Source organism: Polaribacter pacificus (genome assembly GCF_038024035.1).
Taxonomy (GTDB): Bacteria; Bacteroidota; Bacteroidia; order Flavobacteriales; family Flavobacteriaceae; genus Polaribacter; species Polaribacter pacificus.
Map to the genome: position 1 here is coordinate 2,483,721 of NZ_CP150664.1, position 14,854 is coordinate 2,498,574.

General features: G+C 33.2%; 11 protein-coding genes and 1 tRNA gene. All 12 read left to right on the forward strand.

Annotated elements, in window-relative coordinates; genetic code table 11:
- Positions 1-59: 59 nt before the first annotated feature.
- The 12 genes from WHC90_RS11305 (at position 60) to WHC90_RS11360 (ending at position 14,852) form a co-directional block, all read left to right on the forward strand.
- A complete protein-coding gene (locus WHC90_RS11305; protein WP_188599255.1) occupies positions 60-1,286 on the forward strand; it encodes a Glu/Leu/Phe/Val dehydrogenase dimerization domain-containing protein in 1,227 nt (408 codons plus the stop codon).
- Positions 1,287-1,301: 15 nt separating this feature from the next.
- Entirely contained in the window at positions 1,302-2,699 is a 1,398-nt protein-coding gene (gene nhaD, locus WHC90_RS11310) for a sodium:proton antiporter NhaD (protein ID WP_188599285.1), read from the forward strand.
- 91 nt (positions 2,700-2,790) lie between these two features.
- Positions 2,791-3,477 (forward strand): MotA/TolQ/ExbB proton channel family protein, encoded by a 687-nt coding sequence (locus WHC90_RS11315; protein ID WP_188599254.1) that lies wholly within the window; start codon positions 2,791-2,793, stop codon positions 3,475-3,477.
- Between the two features lie 61 nt (positions 3,478-3,538).
- The gene (locus WHC90_RS11320) at positions 3,539-3,931 is read left to right on the forward strand and encodes an ExbD/TolR family protein (protein ID WP_188599253.1); all 393 of its coding nucleotides are present in this window, start codon (positions 3,539-3,541) and stop codon (positions 3,929-3,931) included.
- 1 nt (position 3,932) lies between these two features.
- A complete protein-coding gene (locus WHC90_RS11325) occupies positions 3,933-4,712 on the forward strand; it encodes an energy transducer TonB (protein WP_188599252.1) in 780 nt (259 codons plus the stop codon).
- Between the two features lie 66 nt (positions 4,713-4,778).
- Positions 4,779-5,987 (forward strand): bifunctional folylpolyglutamate synthase/dihydrofolate synthase, encoded by a 1,209-nt coding sequence (locus WHC90_RS11330; RefSeq protein ID WP_188599284.1) that lies wholly within the window; start codon positions 4,779-4,781, stop codon positions 5,985-5,987.
- Positions 5,988-6,046: 59 nt separating this feature from the next.
- Positions 6,047-6,121 (forward strand) — tRNA-Val (locus WHC90_RS11335).
- Positions 6,122-7,280: 1,159 nt separating this feature from the next.
- A complete protein-coding gene (locus tag WHC90_RS11340; RefSeq protein WP_188599251.1) occupies positions 7,281-8,267 on the forward strand; it encodes an SDR family oxidoreductase in 987 nt (328 codons plus the stop codon).
- Positions 8,268-8,278: 11 nt separating this feature from the next.
- Entirely contained in the window at positions 8,279-9,562 is a 1,284-nt protein-coding gene (locus tag WHC90_RS11345; protein ID WP_188599250.1) for a nucleotide sugar dehydrogenase, read from the forward strand.
- A gap of 392 nt (positions 9,563-9,954) precedes the next feature.
- Positions 9,955-12,390, forward strand: coding sequence for an SLBB domain-containing protein (locus WHC90_RS11350; protein ID WP_188599249.1), 2,436 nt, complete (start codon positions 9,955-9,957; stop codon positions 12,388-12,390).
- A 40-nt stretch (positions 12,391-12,430) separates the two neighbouring features.
- On the forward strand, positions 12,431-13,519 hold the full coding sequence (locus WHC90_RS11355; RefSeq protein ID WP_188599248.1) for a Wzz/FepE/Etk N-terminal domain-containing protein: 1,089 nt from the start codon (positions 12,431-12,433) through the stop codon (positions 13,517-13,519).
- 7 nt (positions 13,520-13,526) lie between these two features.
- Positions 13,527-14,852 carry a UDP-glucose dehydrogenase family protein gene (locus tag WHC90_RS11360; protein ID WP_188599247.1) on the forward strand — a complete coding sequence of 442 codons (1,326 nt, stop codon included), beginning with the start codon at positions 13,527-13,529 and terminating at the stop codon, positions 14,850-14,852.
- The last annotated feature ends 2 nt before the right edge of the window (positions 14,853-14,854 follow it).

Here is a 14,854-nt window from a genome sequence, read left to right on the forward strand (position 1 = left end):
TTCTTTCTTATTGAGACTTAGAAAAAAATAGAACACCTAATAAAATTATAAAATTTAGCATGAAAGATTTACTTAAGATATACGAAAATAAAAAACCAGAAATAGTATTTAATTGGAAAGATTCTGAAACAGAAGCCGAAGGTTGGACAGTGATCAACTCATTAAGAGGTGGAGCTGCTGGTGGAGGAACAAGAATGAGAAAAGGACTAGACATGTACGAAGTAATGTCTTTGGCCAAAACGATGGAGGTTAAGTTTACCGTATCTGGTCCAGCTATTGGAGGAGCAAAATCAGGAATCAACTTTGACCCACAAGATCCTCGTAAAAAAGGAGTTTTGGAACGTTGGTATAAAGCAGTCGCACCTTTACTTAAAAACTATTACGGAACTGGGGGAGATCTTAATGTTGATGAAATTCACGAGGTGATTCCAATGACAGAAGATTGTGGTGTTTGGCACCCGCAAGAAGGCGTCTTTAATGGTCATTTTAAGCCGACTGAAGCTGATAAGATAAACAGAATTGGACAATTGAGACACGGAGTGATTAAGGTGTTAGAAAACAGTAACTTTTCTCCTGATGTCTTAAGGAAATATACAGTTGCTGATATGATCACCGGTTTTGGTGTTGCTGAAGCAGTTCGTCATTATTATGATATTTATGGTGGATCTGTGGTGGGTAAAAAAGCCGTAGTTCAAGGTTTTGGAAATGTAGGATCTGCAGCTGCCTATTATTTAGCTCAAATGGGAGCAAAGGTTGTGGGAATTATTGATAGAAATGGAGGAGTTGTAAAAGAAGAAGGATTTACTTTTGATGAAATTAAACAATTCTTTTTAAACAAAGATGGGAATACCTTAGTGGCTGATAACATGATCCCTTTTGAGGAGATTAACAGTACAATTTGGAATTTAAATTGTGAAATTTTTGCTCCATGTGCAGCTTCAAGATTGGTTCAACAAGAACAGATTAACCAAATGATTGCTTCTGGTTTGGAAGTGATTTCTTGTGGAGCAAATGTGCCTTTTGCCGATCAAGAAATTTTCTTTGGTTCTATTATGGAAGATACCGATAAAAAGGTAAGTTTAATCCCTGATTTCATTTCAAACTGTGGAATGGCGAGAGTATTTGCTTATTTTATGGAGAGAAGAGTAGAGATGACGGATGAGGCTATTTTTGAAGATACTTCAAATACCATTAAAAAAGCCCTTCAAAAAACTTTTACAAGAAGTGCGTCAAAAACAAGAATTAGCGAAACAGCTTTTGAAATAGCCTTAAAAGAATTAATTTAACAAATAATAATTATGATGGAGTCGATTATCATTTCCGTTTTTGTAATAGGGTATCTAGCTATTACATTAGAGCACAATTTAAAAATAGATAAATTAATACCAGCACTAGCTATGATGGCAGTCTGTTGGGCATTAGTTGCGTTAAATGTCGACCAGTTTCCTACTTGGTTTGATTCAGCTAAACATGCATTAGTAGATAATTTTTCTTCATTAGTTGCTGAAGACAAGGTGCATATACTAGAAGAAACACTATTACATCATCTGGGTAAAACAGCTGAAATTCTTGTCTTCTTACTAGGGGCAATGACTATTGTAGAGATTATTGATTATTTTGATGGTTTTTCTACCATTAAAAGCTTTATAAAAACAAAGAGTAAAAGAAGAATCTTATGGATTTTTTCATTCTTAGCATTTATTTTGTCTGCAATTATTGACAATTTAACAGCAACAATTGTATTGATTTCTATTTTGCAGAAAATTATCCATAAACGAGAAGATCGAATTTGGTTTGCAGGATTAATCATTGTAGCTGCAAATGCAGGTGGTGCTTGGTCTCCAATTGGAGATGTTACCACAACCATGCTTTGGATTGGTAAAAAGGTGACTGCTGGTAAGCTTATAGAATACTTATTAATTCCATCATTATTGTGTATGATAGTTCCTTCTCTAATCGCAAGTTTTTTACCTGCATTTAAAGGAAATATTGATACTGATGAAACAACCGATGAAGAGAAGCCAAAAAGCAAATACAGTGCAATAATGCTGTATTTAGGTTTAGGTGCTATTGTTTTTGTGCCTATTTTTAAAACAGTAACTCACTTGCCTCCTTATGTTGGTATGATGCTTTCTTTGGCAGTGGTGGCAACTTTCGCAGAAATCTATAGTAGAACCAAGTTTTCATTAACTGATTTTAACAGCGCAGAGTCTGATAGTAATGCGCACCATAGCCCAGTGCATCATTCACTTTCTAAGATTGAAATGCCTAGTATTTTGTTCTTCTTAGGAATTTTAATGGCAGTTGCTGCTTTAGAATCTTTGGGTATACTATTTAATTTTGCAACAACTCTAAAAGAGACAGTCCCTATGATGGGAACAGAACTTCATGGTGAAGGAGTTTCAGATTTAGTTGTTTTATTATTAGGTATTGGATCTGCAGTGATAGACAATGTACCTTTAGTTGCGGCAAGTTTAGGTATGTTCTCTCAGCCAATTGATGATGAACTTTGGCACTTTATTGCTTTTTCTGCTGGTACTGGAGGAAGTATGTTAATAATAGGATCTGCAGCAGGAGTTGTAGCAATGGGAATGGAGAAAATCGATTTCTTTTGGTATCTGAAAAAAATATCTTGGCTAGCAATGATTGGATTCTTGGTTGGCTCGTTTGCTTTTATGATTATGAGATCATTATTTTAAATAAAAAAGCTCGAGAACAACTCGAGCTTTTTTTTAACAATTTTTTAGAAACATAAAACCTTACATTTACATAAACTTATACTTAAATAAAATGATGTTGTTTATACAAGAAAATTTAGACGGAATAACGGCGGTATCTGATGAAAAAACATTGTCGATATATAAGCTAATCATGGAAAGTGGTACGGGTGGTCTTATGATCATTGCTTTGCTTTTTGTGTTGTTAGCGATTGCTTTGTATATTTATTTTGAGCGATTTTTTGCTATTAAAGCTGCCGCTAAAGTTGATGAGAATTTCATGAATCAGATTAAAGATTTTGTGTCTGATGGAAAGTTAGAGGCTGCGACTGAATTGTGTAATGTTACTGATTCTCCAACATCTCGATTGATTGGTAAAGGAATTTCAAGAATTGGAAAACCTTTGGATGATATTAATAAAGCGATTGAGAACTCAGGAAAATTGGAAGTTTATAAATTAGAAAGAAATGTTAGTGTTTTGGCTACTATAGCCGGAGCAGCTCCAATGATTGGGTTTTTAGGGACTGTAATTGGTATGATTGTTGCCATACATGAAATAGCCAACTCAGGAGGTCAAATTGATATCAAGTTGTTGTCTGATGGCTTGTATACCGCAATGACAACTACAGTAGCTGGCTTGATTGTCGGGATTATAGCCTATGTTACTTACAATCATTTGGTAGTAAGAACAGATAAGGTTGTTTACCAGATGGAAGCAAAGTCTGTTGAGTTTTTAGATTTATTAAATGACCCAGCTTAGGTGAGTTTGATAATCGAAAGTATAAAATCTAAAAGATCTTTTAAATCTTTGAAAATATAATATGAATTTAAGAGGAAGAAATAAAGTAAATCCCAATTTTAACATGTCGTCTATGACAGACATCGTGTTTTTATTGTTGATCTTTTTTATGCTCACTTCTACTTTGGTTACGGTAAGTGCAATTGATGTATTACTACCAAAGGCTGGAGGAACTACTGAAAATAAAAAATCTGTTGCTGTAACCATAACAAATCAATCGTTGTATTATATCGATAAGACAAAGGTTAGTGAAGGTAATTTAGAGACAGAGTTGTTAAAACAAGTAGGTTCTGATAAGGCTAAGACAGTGGTGATTAGAGGAGATAAAGATGTGCCTTATAAAAATGTTATGAAAATTATTGACATTGCAAATAGGAACAAATTAAAGATGATTTTAGCCGTAAAAGCAAATTAATATGACAATTTTAAAGACCAAACACCAACGAAAATCTGCGGTCATCACAAGTGCTTTGCTTTTGATGATTTTGTTTGCTGTCTTTAATTATGGCTTAAGGTATTTAGATCCACCAGAAGAATACGGCCTGGCTATTAATTTTGGAGATGCAAATGTAGGTAGTGGAGACCCAGTTGAAAACACCAAAAATCAACCGATACAAAAACAACCTGTAGAAAAACAAACAGAAACGCCTAAGGAAGTTGTTGATACACCAAAAGAGACCACAACTGATGAGCTGGTTACACAAGAGACCAAAGATGCCACGGTTATAGAAAAAACTGAGGAAGTTGAAAAGCCAAAACCATCAAAGGAAACTCAAGATGCTTTAAACAATCTATTGAAGGGGAACTCAAATGATGGGAAACCAAAAAACGAGGGAGATTCTGATAATACTGGAGTAAAAGGAGATTTAAAAGGCGATCCAAAATCTACCAAATATTATGGGAACAACGGTGACGATGGTGATAGCAATTACAATTTATCCGGAAGAAATGCTTTGTCTAAGCCCATAGAAAAACCTGAATGTAATGAAGAGGGAATTGTTGTTGTTAGTATCGAGGTTGATAGAACAGGTAAAGTAATTAAAGCAATCGCAGGAGTTAAAGGTACCACAAATACCGCGGAGTGTTTATTGAAACCTGCTAAAGAAGCTGCCTTAAGAACTACATGGAACCCTGATAATAATGCTCCAATCAAACAAACAGGAACTATTATTTACAAGTTTTCTTTAGCTAAATAATACAGCGATTTTTTTTTATTTAAGAATCCAAACACTACTTTTTTTTCGAATATATTTATGAAACAATTGACTTATCAGGAAGCCTTGGATTGGATGTTTGCTCAATTGCCGATGTTTCAACGTCAAGGAGCTGTTGCTTTTAAAAAAGACTTGAGCATTACTCTTGCACTTTCAATAGAATTAGGATTTCCTGAACGTCAGTTTAAATCTATTCACGTTGGTGGCACAAATGGTAAGGGCTCTGCCAGTCATATGATTGCTTCAGTTTTACAAGAAGCAGGATATAAGGTAGGTTTGTATACTTCGCCACATTTAAAAAGTTTTACGGAGCGCATCAAAATTAATGGAACCGAGATTTCTGAAGAAAAAGTGCTTAATTTTATTCAAAAAAACAAAACTTTTTTAGAACAGCAAGGTCTTTCTTTTTTTGAGATGACTGTTGGCATGGCTTTCCATTTTTTTGCACAAGAAGCAGTTGATGTTGCCGTGATAGAAGTTGGCTTGGGCGGGCGATTGGATTCTACAAACATTATAAGACCAGAGGTTTCAGTAATTACCAATATTGGTTTGGATCACACACAATTTTTAGGTGAAAGCTTAGTAGAGATTGCTGGTGAAAAAGCAGGAATCATAAAGAAAGATGTTCCTGTAGTGATTGGAGAGCGTCAAACTGAGGTTGAGGCTGTTTTTTTAGAAAAAGCACAATCAATGCAATCACCTATTCATTTTGCTTCTGATAATCCGACTGAATACGCAACCGATTTGCTGGGTGAATACCAAAAAAAGAACAGTAAAACAGCTGTTGCTGCGATAAAACAATTATCTGGTTTTCTAGTCACAGATAATCATATTGCTAAAGGATTGCTAAAGGTTGTAGAAAATACAAAACTCTTAGGAAGATGGCAGGTATTACAGGGAAGTCCAAAAGTTGTTTGTGATACAGCACATAATAAAGATGGTTTGCAACTAACCCTGCAACAACTGGCTAAAGAACCTTATGCCGTTTTGCATATTGTTTTAGGCGTTGTTTCTGATAAAAAACTAAATGAAGTGCTTCCGTTATTTCCTAAAAACGCACGTTATTATTTTTGTAAACCTAATATTCCTAGAGGAATGTCTGCTAATGAGCTTCAAAAAGAAGCTCAAAACTACCATTTAGAAGGCGCTGTTTTTGAGAGTGTTAAGACTGCGTATTCAGAAGCCTTATCAATGGCTAAACCTGATGATTTTATCTATGTTGGAGGTAGTACATTTGTTGTTGCTGAAGTTTTATAAATAAAAAATAAAAAATTATTGTTAGAAGCAAAAAGTATATTATATTTGCAACCGCTTAAGGGCAATTAGCTCAGTTGGTTCAGAGCACCTCGTTTACACCGAGGGGGTCGGGGGTTCGAATCCCTCATTGCCCACATCACTCACAATCCTGATGAATTTCGATTCATCAGGATTTTTGCTTTAAAAAAAAGCGGAATGTATTCCAGTTTTTTTTTAAAGCAAAAATCCAATGCACCTTAGTGCATGAAGGATTGTATTTGCATCAGCGGACTTCAAGGGATGCCCGCCTGCGGCCGGCAGGCACTACTGACGAAGGAGGGAGTGAATTCCTTTTTTTGATTGTATCTGTTTGTAGGGGCATGCTGGCATTTTGGGACAAAAAAATCCAAGCAGAGCGACCAGCTCTGCAGGATTGTACCTGCCTACGGCAGGCAAGTTTGCATCAGGATTGTAATTGCAGCCGTGGTCTCCAAGGGATGCACGACTGACGAAGGAAGGAGTGAATCCCTACTCCCGAGCAACAGCGAAGCGCCTTGCTCGTTTTCCTCGAATCCGTCCTCGAAGGACAGCGAAGCGCCTCCTTCGAACACGCGAATCCTGCTCCCCGATCAACAGCAAAGCGCCTTGCTCGCCCAAGCGCATCCTGCCGCCCGCATCCGTTCCCCCCCCGAGGAAGAGCAAAGCGATTTCCGAGCCTCCCCGAATCCTTCCTTGAAGGACAGCAAAGCGTCTCCTTCAAGCACCCCGCATCCTGCACCCAGAATCTTTCCACCCGAATCCGTCACTCAAAGCAAAGCGTCACCATCAAGTACCCCGTATCGTTCCTTACAAACCTCCTTCATAGCAACACGTTAGGAAGAGCAAAGCGATTTCCGTTTTATAACTATTAATGAATTTTCAAAAACCTGAGTCAGAGCAACACTCTAAGAAAAATGTAAAGTTTTTTTATATACTACCATGCCTGAAAGTTGTTGTAAGTAGTTAACTATTTATCTGTGAGTTAGTTAAGGGGTAGGTCGTTTCTAATTCTCAGATGCATAAATATTGTTATAGAAGAAAAAGTTATTAAGCTTTGTGCATAAGGATAAAATGAGTTAAAATGGTTTTAAATATTAAAACATAAGATCTGCTATTCTTGATTAAATATTTTTACTAGCTAAATAATTTTTTCTTCTATAAGAATATCTGTATGTGAAGAAGTAGTCCTCTTTTATTTTTTTTAAGATAGTTGTAGTTTAGTAAATCTTTTTCGTATTTTCGTGAGCTGAAAAAGAAATATTTTTAATATTCTACATGGATACTCCAAAATTAATAAACAAAACGATTTTAGTTACTGGTGGTGGTGGTTTTATTGGCTCTAATCTATGTGAAGCATTATTGAATCTTAATAATAATGTTGTTTGTTTAGACAATCTCTCTACAGGAAAAAGTGAAAATTTAATTGATTTTCAAGATCATCCAAAATTTTTATTTATAGAAGGTGATATTAGAGATATTGAAACCTGTAAAAAGGCTGTACAAGGAGTTGATTATGTATTGCATCAAGCGGCTCTCGGTTCTGTGCCTAGGTCAATCAAAGACCCTATCACATCAAATGACGTTAATGTAGGTGGCTTTTTAAATATGTTAGTTGCTTCTAGGGATGCCGGAGTGAAGCGTTTTGTATATGCGGCAAGTTCTTCAACTTATGGTGATTCAACTTCAATGCCTAAGGTAGAAGATGTTATAGGTAAGCCCTTGTCTCCATACGCTATAACTAAATATGTTAATGAGTTGTATGCAGATGTCTTTTCTAAAACCTATGGATTAGAGACAATAGGTTTGCGATATTTTAATGTTTTTGGAAGGAGACAAGATCCAAATGGTGCTTATGCTGCTGTAATTCCAAAATTTGTAAGTCAGTTAATGAAAGGTGAATCCCCAGTGATTAATGGAGATGGCACCTATTCCAGAGATTTCACATATATAGATAACGTTATACAAGCTAATATCTTATGTTTAACTACTGAAATTAATGAAGCGCTTAATACGGTGTATAATATCGCTTATGGAGATCGTATTTCACTTAATGATTTAGTAAGGTATTTGAAAAAGTATTTAACAGAGTTTGATAAAAGTATAAACGATGTAGAAATAATATTTGGACCCAATAGGGTTGGAGATATTTCTCATTCACAGGCAAGTATAGAAAAAGCAATTAAAAATTTAAATTATAACCCTCAATACTCACTTCAGCAAGGTTTAAAAGAAGCTGTAAAGTGGTATTGGGGTAAATCGTAAAGAAATAAAAAATGAACCAACCAAAGATTTCGATTATAGGTTTAGGCTATGTTGGGTTGCCTTTAGCAAGATTATTTGCTACAAAATATGCTGTAGTAGGTTTTGATATAAATAAAGATAGAGTAGAAGGGTTAATGACCGGAACAGATAGTACTCTAGAAGTTTCTGATGAAACTTTACAAGCTGTTTTAGTTGATAATGTTTCAGATAGTGATGGTTTGTATTGTTCTGCCAATATTAATGATATTGCTGATTGCAATTATTATATAGTAACGGTTCCAACACCAGTTGATAAAAATAATCGCCCTGTTTTAACGCCGTTAATAAAAGCTAGTGAAACAGTAGGAAGAGTACTTTCTAAAGGTGATATTGTGATTTATGAATCAACAGTGTATCCAGGTGCAACTGAAGAAGAATGTATTCCTGTTTTGGAAAAAATATCTGGTTTAAAATTCAATAAAGATTTTTTTGCAGGCTATTCACCAGAACGAATTAATCCAGGAGACAAAGAACACACTGTAGAAAAGATTTTAAAAGTAACTTCTGGGTCAACCCCAGAAATTGGTTTAAAGGTAGATGCTTTGTACAATTCTGTTATAACGGCAGGAACTCATTTAGCACCGACAATCAAAGTTGCTGAAGCTGCAAAAGTGATTGAGAATTCTCAACGAGATATCAATATTGCTTTTGTAAATGAACTTGCCAAAATATTTAATTTAATGGACATCAACACACATGATGTATTGGAGGCTGCAGGGACTAAATGGAATTTTTTACCTTTTAAACCGGGTTTGGTTGGGGGACATTGTATAGGTGTTGATCCTTATTACCTTGCTCAAAAGGCTCAAGAATACGGATATAACCCTGAGATTATTTTAGCTGGTCGAAGAGTGAATGACAGTATGGGTAGTTATGTTGCTGCTGAGGTTATAAAAACAATGATTCATAAAGATGTTAAAATTAAAGATGCTGAAATTTTAATTTTAGGGATCACTTTTAAAGAAAATTGCCCAGATGTACGTAATACAAAAGTTGTTGACGTAGTATCTGCATTAAAAGAATATAATACAAATATTACTATCTATGATCCTTGGGCGGATATAAAAGAAGTTAAGCATGAGTATAATCTAGATTCTGTTAGGGAAGTTCCGAGTAAAAAATTTGATGCCATCATTTTAACAGTTTCTCATCATGAATTTCTAAATTTAGATTTAGAAGTTCTCAAGAAAGAAACGTCTGTGGTCTACGATGTAAAGAATATTTTACCAGTAAATGTCAAAAACAAAACGTTATAATTTAAAATTGCTTGATCTTGACGAGTATTTTGTTTAAAGTATTTAACGAAAAATCAATTTAGATATAATGTTTTAATGACAATTGTGAGGATTTTTTTTTGTTATAATAACAATCCGTTTTTTCTAAGCAGGTTATATGTTAACTTTTTTTAATTTTGTGTTAATAATTTTTCCATCAAATTTGACAAAGAGAACTAGTTGTCACAGCATTATAATTGTATTTAAATCAGCTATATATGGAATTGTTTTTTTAATTAATATTAGTACATTTGAAACTTAAAAAAAACATTGCTACCATATTTTTGTTATTTTGAAATCAAATTATAACAATATAAATCAAAATAATTTTAAGAGCTTAATTTATAAACACCATTTTACTACCATATTAACAGATGAAAAATAAAATTACACGTATAGTATTAATTCTTTTTATTACTTTGACTACAGGTATCTTTGCTCAAGATATGAGTCAATTAAAAAAGGCAAACATAAGTGATTTAACAGATGAACAAATTGCTACTTATTGGCAATCAATACAGAGCAAGGGTTATTCTATGGCCCAATTAGAAACTTTGGCCAAAGTACAAGGAGTTTCAACCTCACAGATGTCTGAATTTAAAAGACGTGTGCAAGATTTACCAACTGACATAACTAAAAAAAACATAAAAGGTAAAGAAGGAACTAACAATCTTGAAGTCAGTGATAAAATTGATATTTTTGGGTTGAATGGTAAAGAAAATAAATCTGATTTTACAGAAAATGAGGATTTGTTGTTTGGCTATGATTTTTTTAATAATCCGAATATTAGTTTCACGCCTAATATTAATGTTGCTGTGCCTCAAAATTATCAATTAGGACCTGGAGATAGTTTAGTGATAGATTTGTGGGGAGCTACAGAAGTAACATATGAGTCAACAATTAATTCCCAAGGAGCGGTTAAATTTGAGGGTATTGGACTTGTCTATGTTAGTGGATTAACTCTCGGTAAGGCAAGTGAAAAAATAATTTCAAAACTCAAGAAGAAACACGGAGGGATTGGTGCTTCAAACAATAGTTACAATAAAATACATACTAATGTAACGCTGTCAAAAATAAGAACAGTACAAGTGAATATTATTGGAGAAGTAAAGGTTCCTGGGACTTACTCTTTGGTTTCTTTATCCACAGTTCTAAATGCATTATATGCTTCTGGAGGTCCTACTAAGAAAGGTACTTTTAGAGATGTGAAATTGGTTAGAAATGGAAAGACCATTGCAAATTTTGATATTTACAAGTATTTATTGACAGGATCACAAGAAGGTAATTTAAAATTACAGGATCAAGATGTACTATTGATTGGGCCATATAAAAATTTAGTAACAGTAAAAGGAGCCGTCAAGAGACCCGGAATCTATGAATTAAAAGATCAAGAAAATCTTGAGAATTTAATGAATTTCTTTGGAGGATTTACTCCAGAAGCCTATACAGAGTTGTTAGTCATAGAAAGAGTTAATGGAAAACAGCGTGAAGTAAAAGAAGTAGAACTAGAGAATGCTAAAAATTTCTTTATACATGGAGGAGATCAATTGATTGTAGAGGAAATTGTTGATAAATATTCCAATAGAATAGTTTTAGAGGGCGCAGTTTTTAGACCTGGAAATTATGAACTAACTGATGGGATGACCTTGAAAAGCTTATTAGAAAAAGCAGAAGGAATTACTGAGGAAGCTTTTATGTCTAGGGGTTTGATAGTTCGATCTAAAGATGATACAAATAAAATTAATATTGCTTTTTCTGTAAGCGATATTTTAAGTGGTAAAAGTAACGAGGTTTTACAAGCAAAAGATAAAATTCGTATTTTTAACAAGGATGAATTGAGGGAGAAGCAAACAATTACAATACAAGGAGCGGTGAATAAACCACAAACTTTTGAATTTGTAAATAATTTACAAATTGAAGATTTAATTGCTATGTCTGGTGGATTAACTGAAGGTGCTGATGCAAATGTTGTCAGCATCTCGAGACGATTAAAAGATGGTAGTTTTAAAACCTTGAGTGAAAATTTTACAATCTCATCTGAGAAGAATTTAGAATTAAATAATGGAAATCCTTTTCATTTAGAGCCCTTTGATATTATTAATGTCCGTTATTTAAAAGGATATGTAGCTCAAAAAACGGTTGTTGTAAAGGGAGAGGTTAAATATCAAGGAAATTATGTGCTATCTGATAAAAATGAACGTATTTCTGATCTTGTATACAGAGCTGGTGGAGTTACGATTTATGCCTATTTAAAAGGAGCGACATTGATTCGAAAAAAAAATAATGAATCTGACAAAAAACAGCTAGAGTTATTACAAGAAATTAATGCGAAAGACTCCATTACAAAGAGCGATAAATTGATTGAGAAAAAAGATGGTTTTAAAATAGGTATAGACCTTGATAAGATTATAAATAAAGGAGGAGCAGGTTCAGATATTGATTTGTTTTTAGAAGAGGGTGACGAATTGTTGATTCCTTCAGAAAAGCAAACTGTTGAGGTAAGAGGAGAAGTATTGTCTCCATCGCTTGTTCAATTTAAACCTGGGAAAAGTCTTAAAAATTACATTAGTAATTCTGGAGGATATTCTCAAAAAGCGAAGAGAAATAAAATATTTGTTTTGTATAGCAATGGAGATATCAAAACCGTAAAAAATTTTTTGTTTTTCAAAAGTTATCCTAAACTTGAGCCAGGTGCTGTCATATTTGTACCAACTAAAGCAGAAAGTCAAAAAATGTCTACTCAAGAAATTTTAGGAATTACTACGAGCATTGGTACTTTAGGTATTTTGATTAAAACCTTATCTAATTAATAAATTTCTATTTTAAATTTTTAGTAAAAGATAAATAAAAATGAAAGAATCATCAAATGATAGTAACTTAATAGACCCATTAGATTTTCTTAGAATTTTATGGAAAAATAAAAAAATTGTAATACGTATTGTTATTCTTTTTGCATTATTGGGACTTTTTGCAGCCATTTTTACCGAAAATCAATACTCAGCATATACAACAATGGTTCCCCAAACAAATGAAAAAGCAAGCGTTGGAGGTAATTTGGGTGGTTTGGCAGCAATGGCTGGCATTGACCTTGGGAATATGAGTGGTGAATCTGGTATAACCCCCAAACTTTATCCCCAAATATTAAATAGTATCCCTTTTCAAAAAGAGTTATTGCATACACCAATACAGTTTTCAGAAGGTTCTGATAAAATTAGTTATTTTGAATACTATACAGAAGTTTATAAACCAGGTTTATTAAAAACCTTAGAAAAGTATACACTCGGACTTCCTGGAGTTATTATCACGGCAATTAGTAGTAAGGATAAAAAAGCAAATAATTTTACTTTAGACTCTACATTAATTAGAATTACAAATGTTGAGAAAATATTAATTGAAAATATTAATAAACAGATTAATTTAAATGTATATGAGAAAGAGGGCTATATTAAAATATCGGCATTAATGCCGAGTGCAATTTCAGCAGCTGAAATAACAAGTGTATGTCAAAATTTATTACAAAAATACATCATTAACTTCAAAATTAAAAAGTCAAAATCTCAGCTCGATTTTATTAATGATCGTTATTTAGAAAAGGAAAAAACCTTTAAAGAAGCTCAAAAAACATTAGCAGATTACAGAGATAAAAATCAAAATGTTAACTCGGCTCGGGCACAAACTAATTTGGAGCAATTAAAATCAGATTATGATTTAGCTTATGGGGTTTATGCTGAGTTGGCAAAGCAACTCGAAAAACAGCAACTTCAGGTTAAACAAGATACTCCGGTATTCACAGTTATCAAGCCTGTTTCAGTTCCTTTAGAAAAATCTGAACCTAAACGTTTTTCAGTTTTTATAGGTTGGATACTCCTAGGTTTTTTTATAAGTGTAGTATTTATTTTTAGCAGAATATTCATTATTAATCTGATAAATAAAATTTAATATAAAAATGAAAGTTGCTATTATTGGTACAGGTTATGTTGGTCTTGTTGCTGCCGTTTGTTTTTCTGAAATGGGAAATACTGTAAACTGTATAGATATTGATATAAATAAACTAACCAAATTACAAAAAGGCATTTCACCTATTTATGAACCTGGGCTCAATGAATTGCTTATCAAAAATATAAAAAGTAAAAATTTATTTTTTACAGATTCAATTAAGAATGGTATTTGTGACTGTGAAGTTGTTTTTATAGCTGTTGGCACACCAATGGATTCTGATGGTTCGGCTAATTTAGATGCTGTTTTTTCAGTCGTAAAAAGTATCGGAAAGCATATTATCCATAAAAGTTTAGTCGTTACTAAATCTACTGTTCCAGTAGGTACTACATATAAAATCAAAGAATTAATTAATGTAGAGCTGAGTTTGAGGAAACTAGATTTAGAGATTGATGTGGTTTCTAATCCTGAATTTTTAAAAGAAGGATCAGCAATAGAAGATTTTATGAAGCCAGATAGAATTATTATTGGAGCAGACACTATCGATTCTTTTTCCAAAATGAAGCAGTTGTATGCGCCCTTTTTTAGAACTCATGATCGTTTTATTACAATGGACGTCCTTTCTTCAGAAATGACAAAATATGCAGCAAATGCTATGTTGGCAACTAAAATTTCATTTATGAATGAAATGGCTAATATTTGTGAAAAAGTAGGTGCTGATATCAATAACGTCAGAATTGGAATTGGTTCAGATAAAAGAATTGGTTATCATTTTATTTATCCTGGAGTTGGCTATGGTGGAACTTGTTTCCCAAAAGACATTGCTGCTCTAATTAAATTAGGGAATGATAAAGGGTTTCATCTACAATTAATTTCTGCGGTAAATGAAGTGAATGAGCAACAAAAGATTTATTTTTTAGAAAAGATTATTAATAGGTTTGGGGAAAATTTAGAAGATCATATTTTTACAATTTGGGGTTTATCTTTTAAGCCAGAAACAGATGATATGAGAGATTCTCCAGCGATTTATATTATAAATGAATTAGTTAAAAGAGGTGCAAAAATTAGAGCTTATGATCCTAAGGCGATGAAAGAAGCTCAAGAGTTTTATTTAAAGAATGTAAATAATATTGAATATTTCGATTCTAAATACGAAGCTTTACAAAGAGGAGATGCATTGATTTTATTAACAGAGTGGAAAGAATTTCGTTCTCCAGATTTCTCTGAAATAAAAAAGCAGTTAAAAAGGTATATAATTTTTGACGGCAGAAATCAATACAATGCCTTTGATTTAAAAGAAATGGAATTTGAGTATTATCAAATAGGAAAAAAATAATT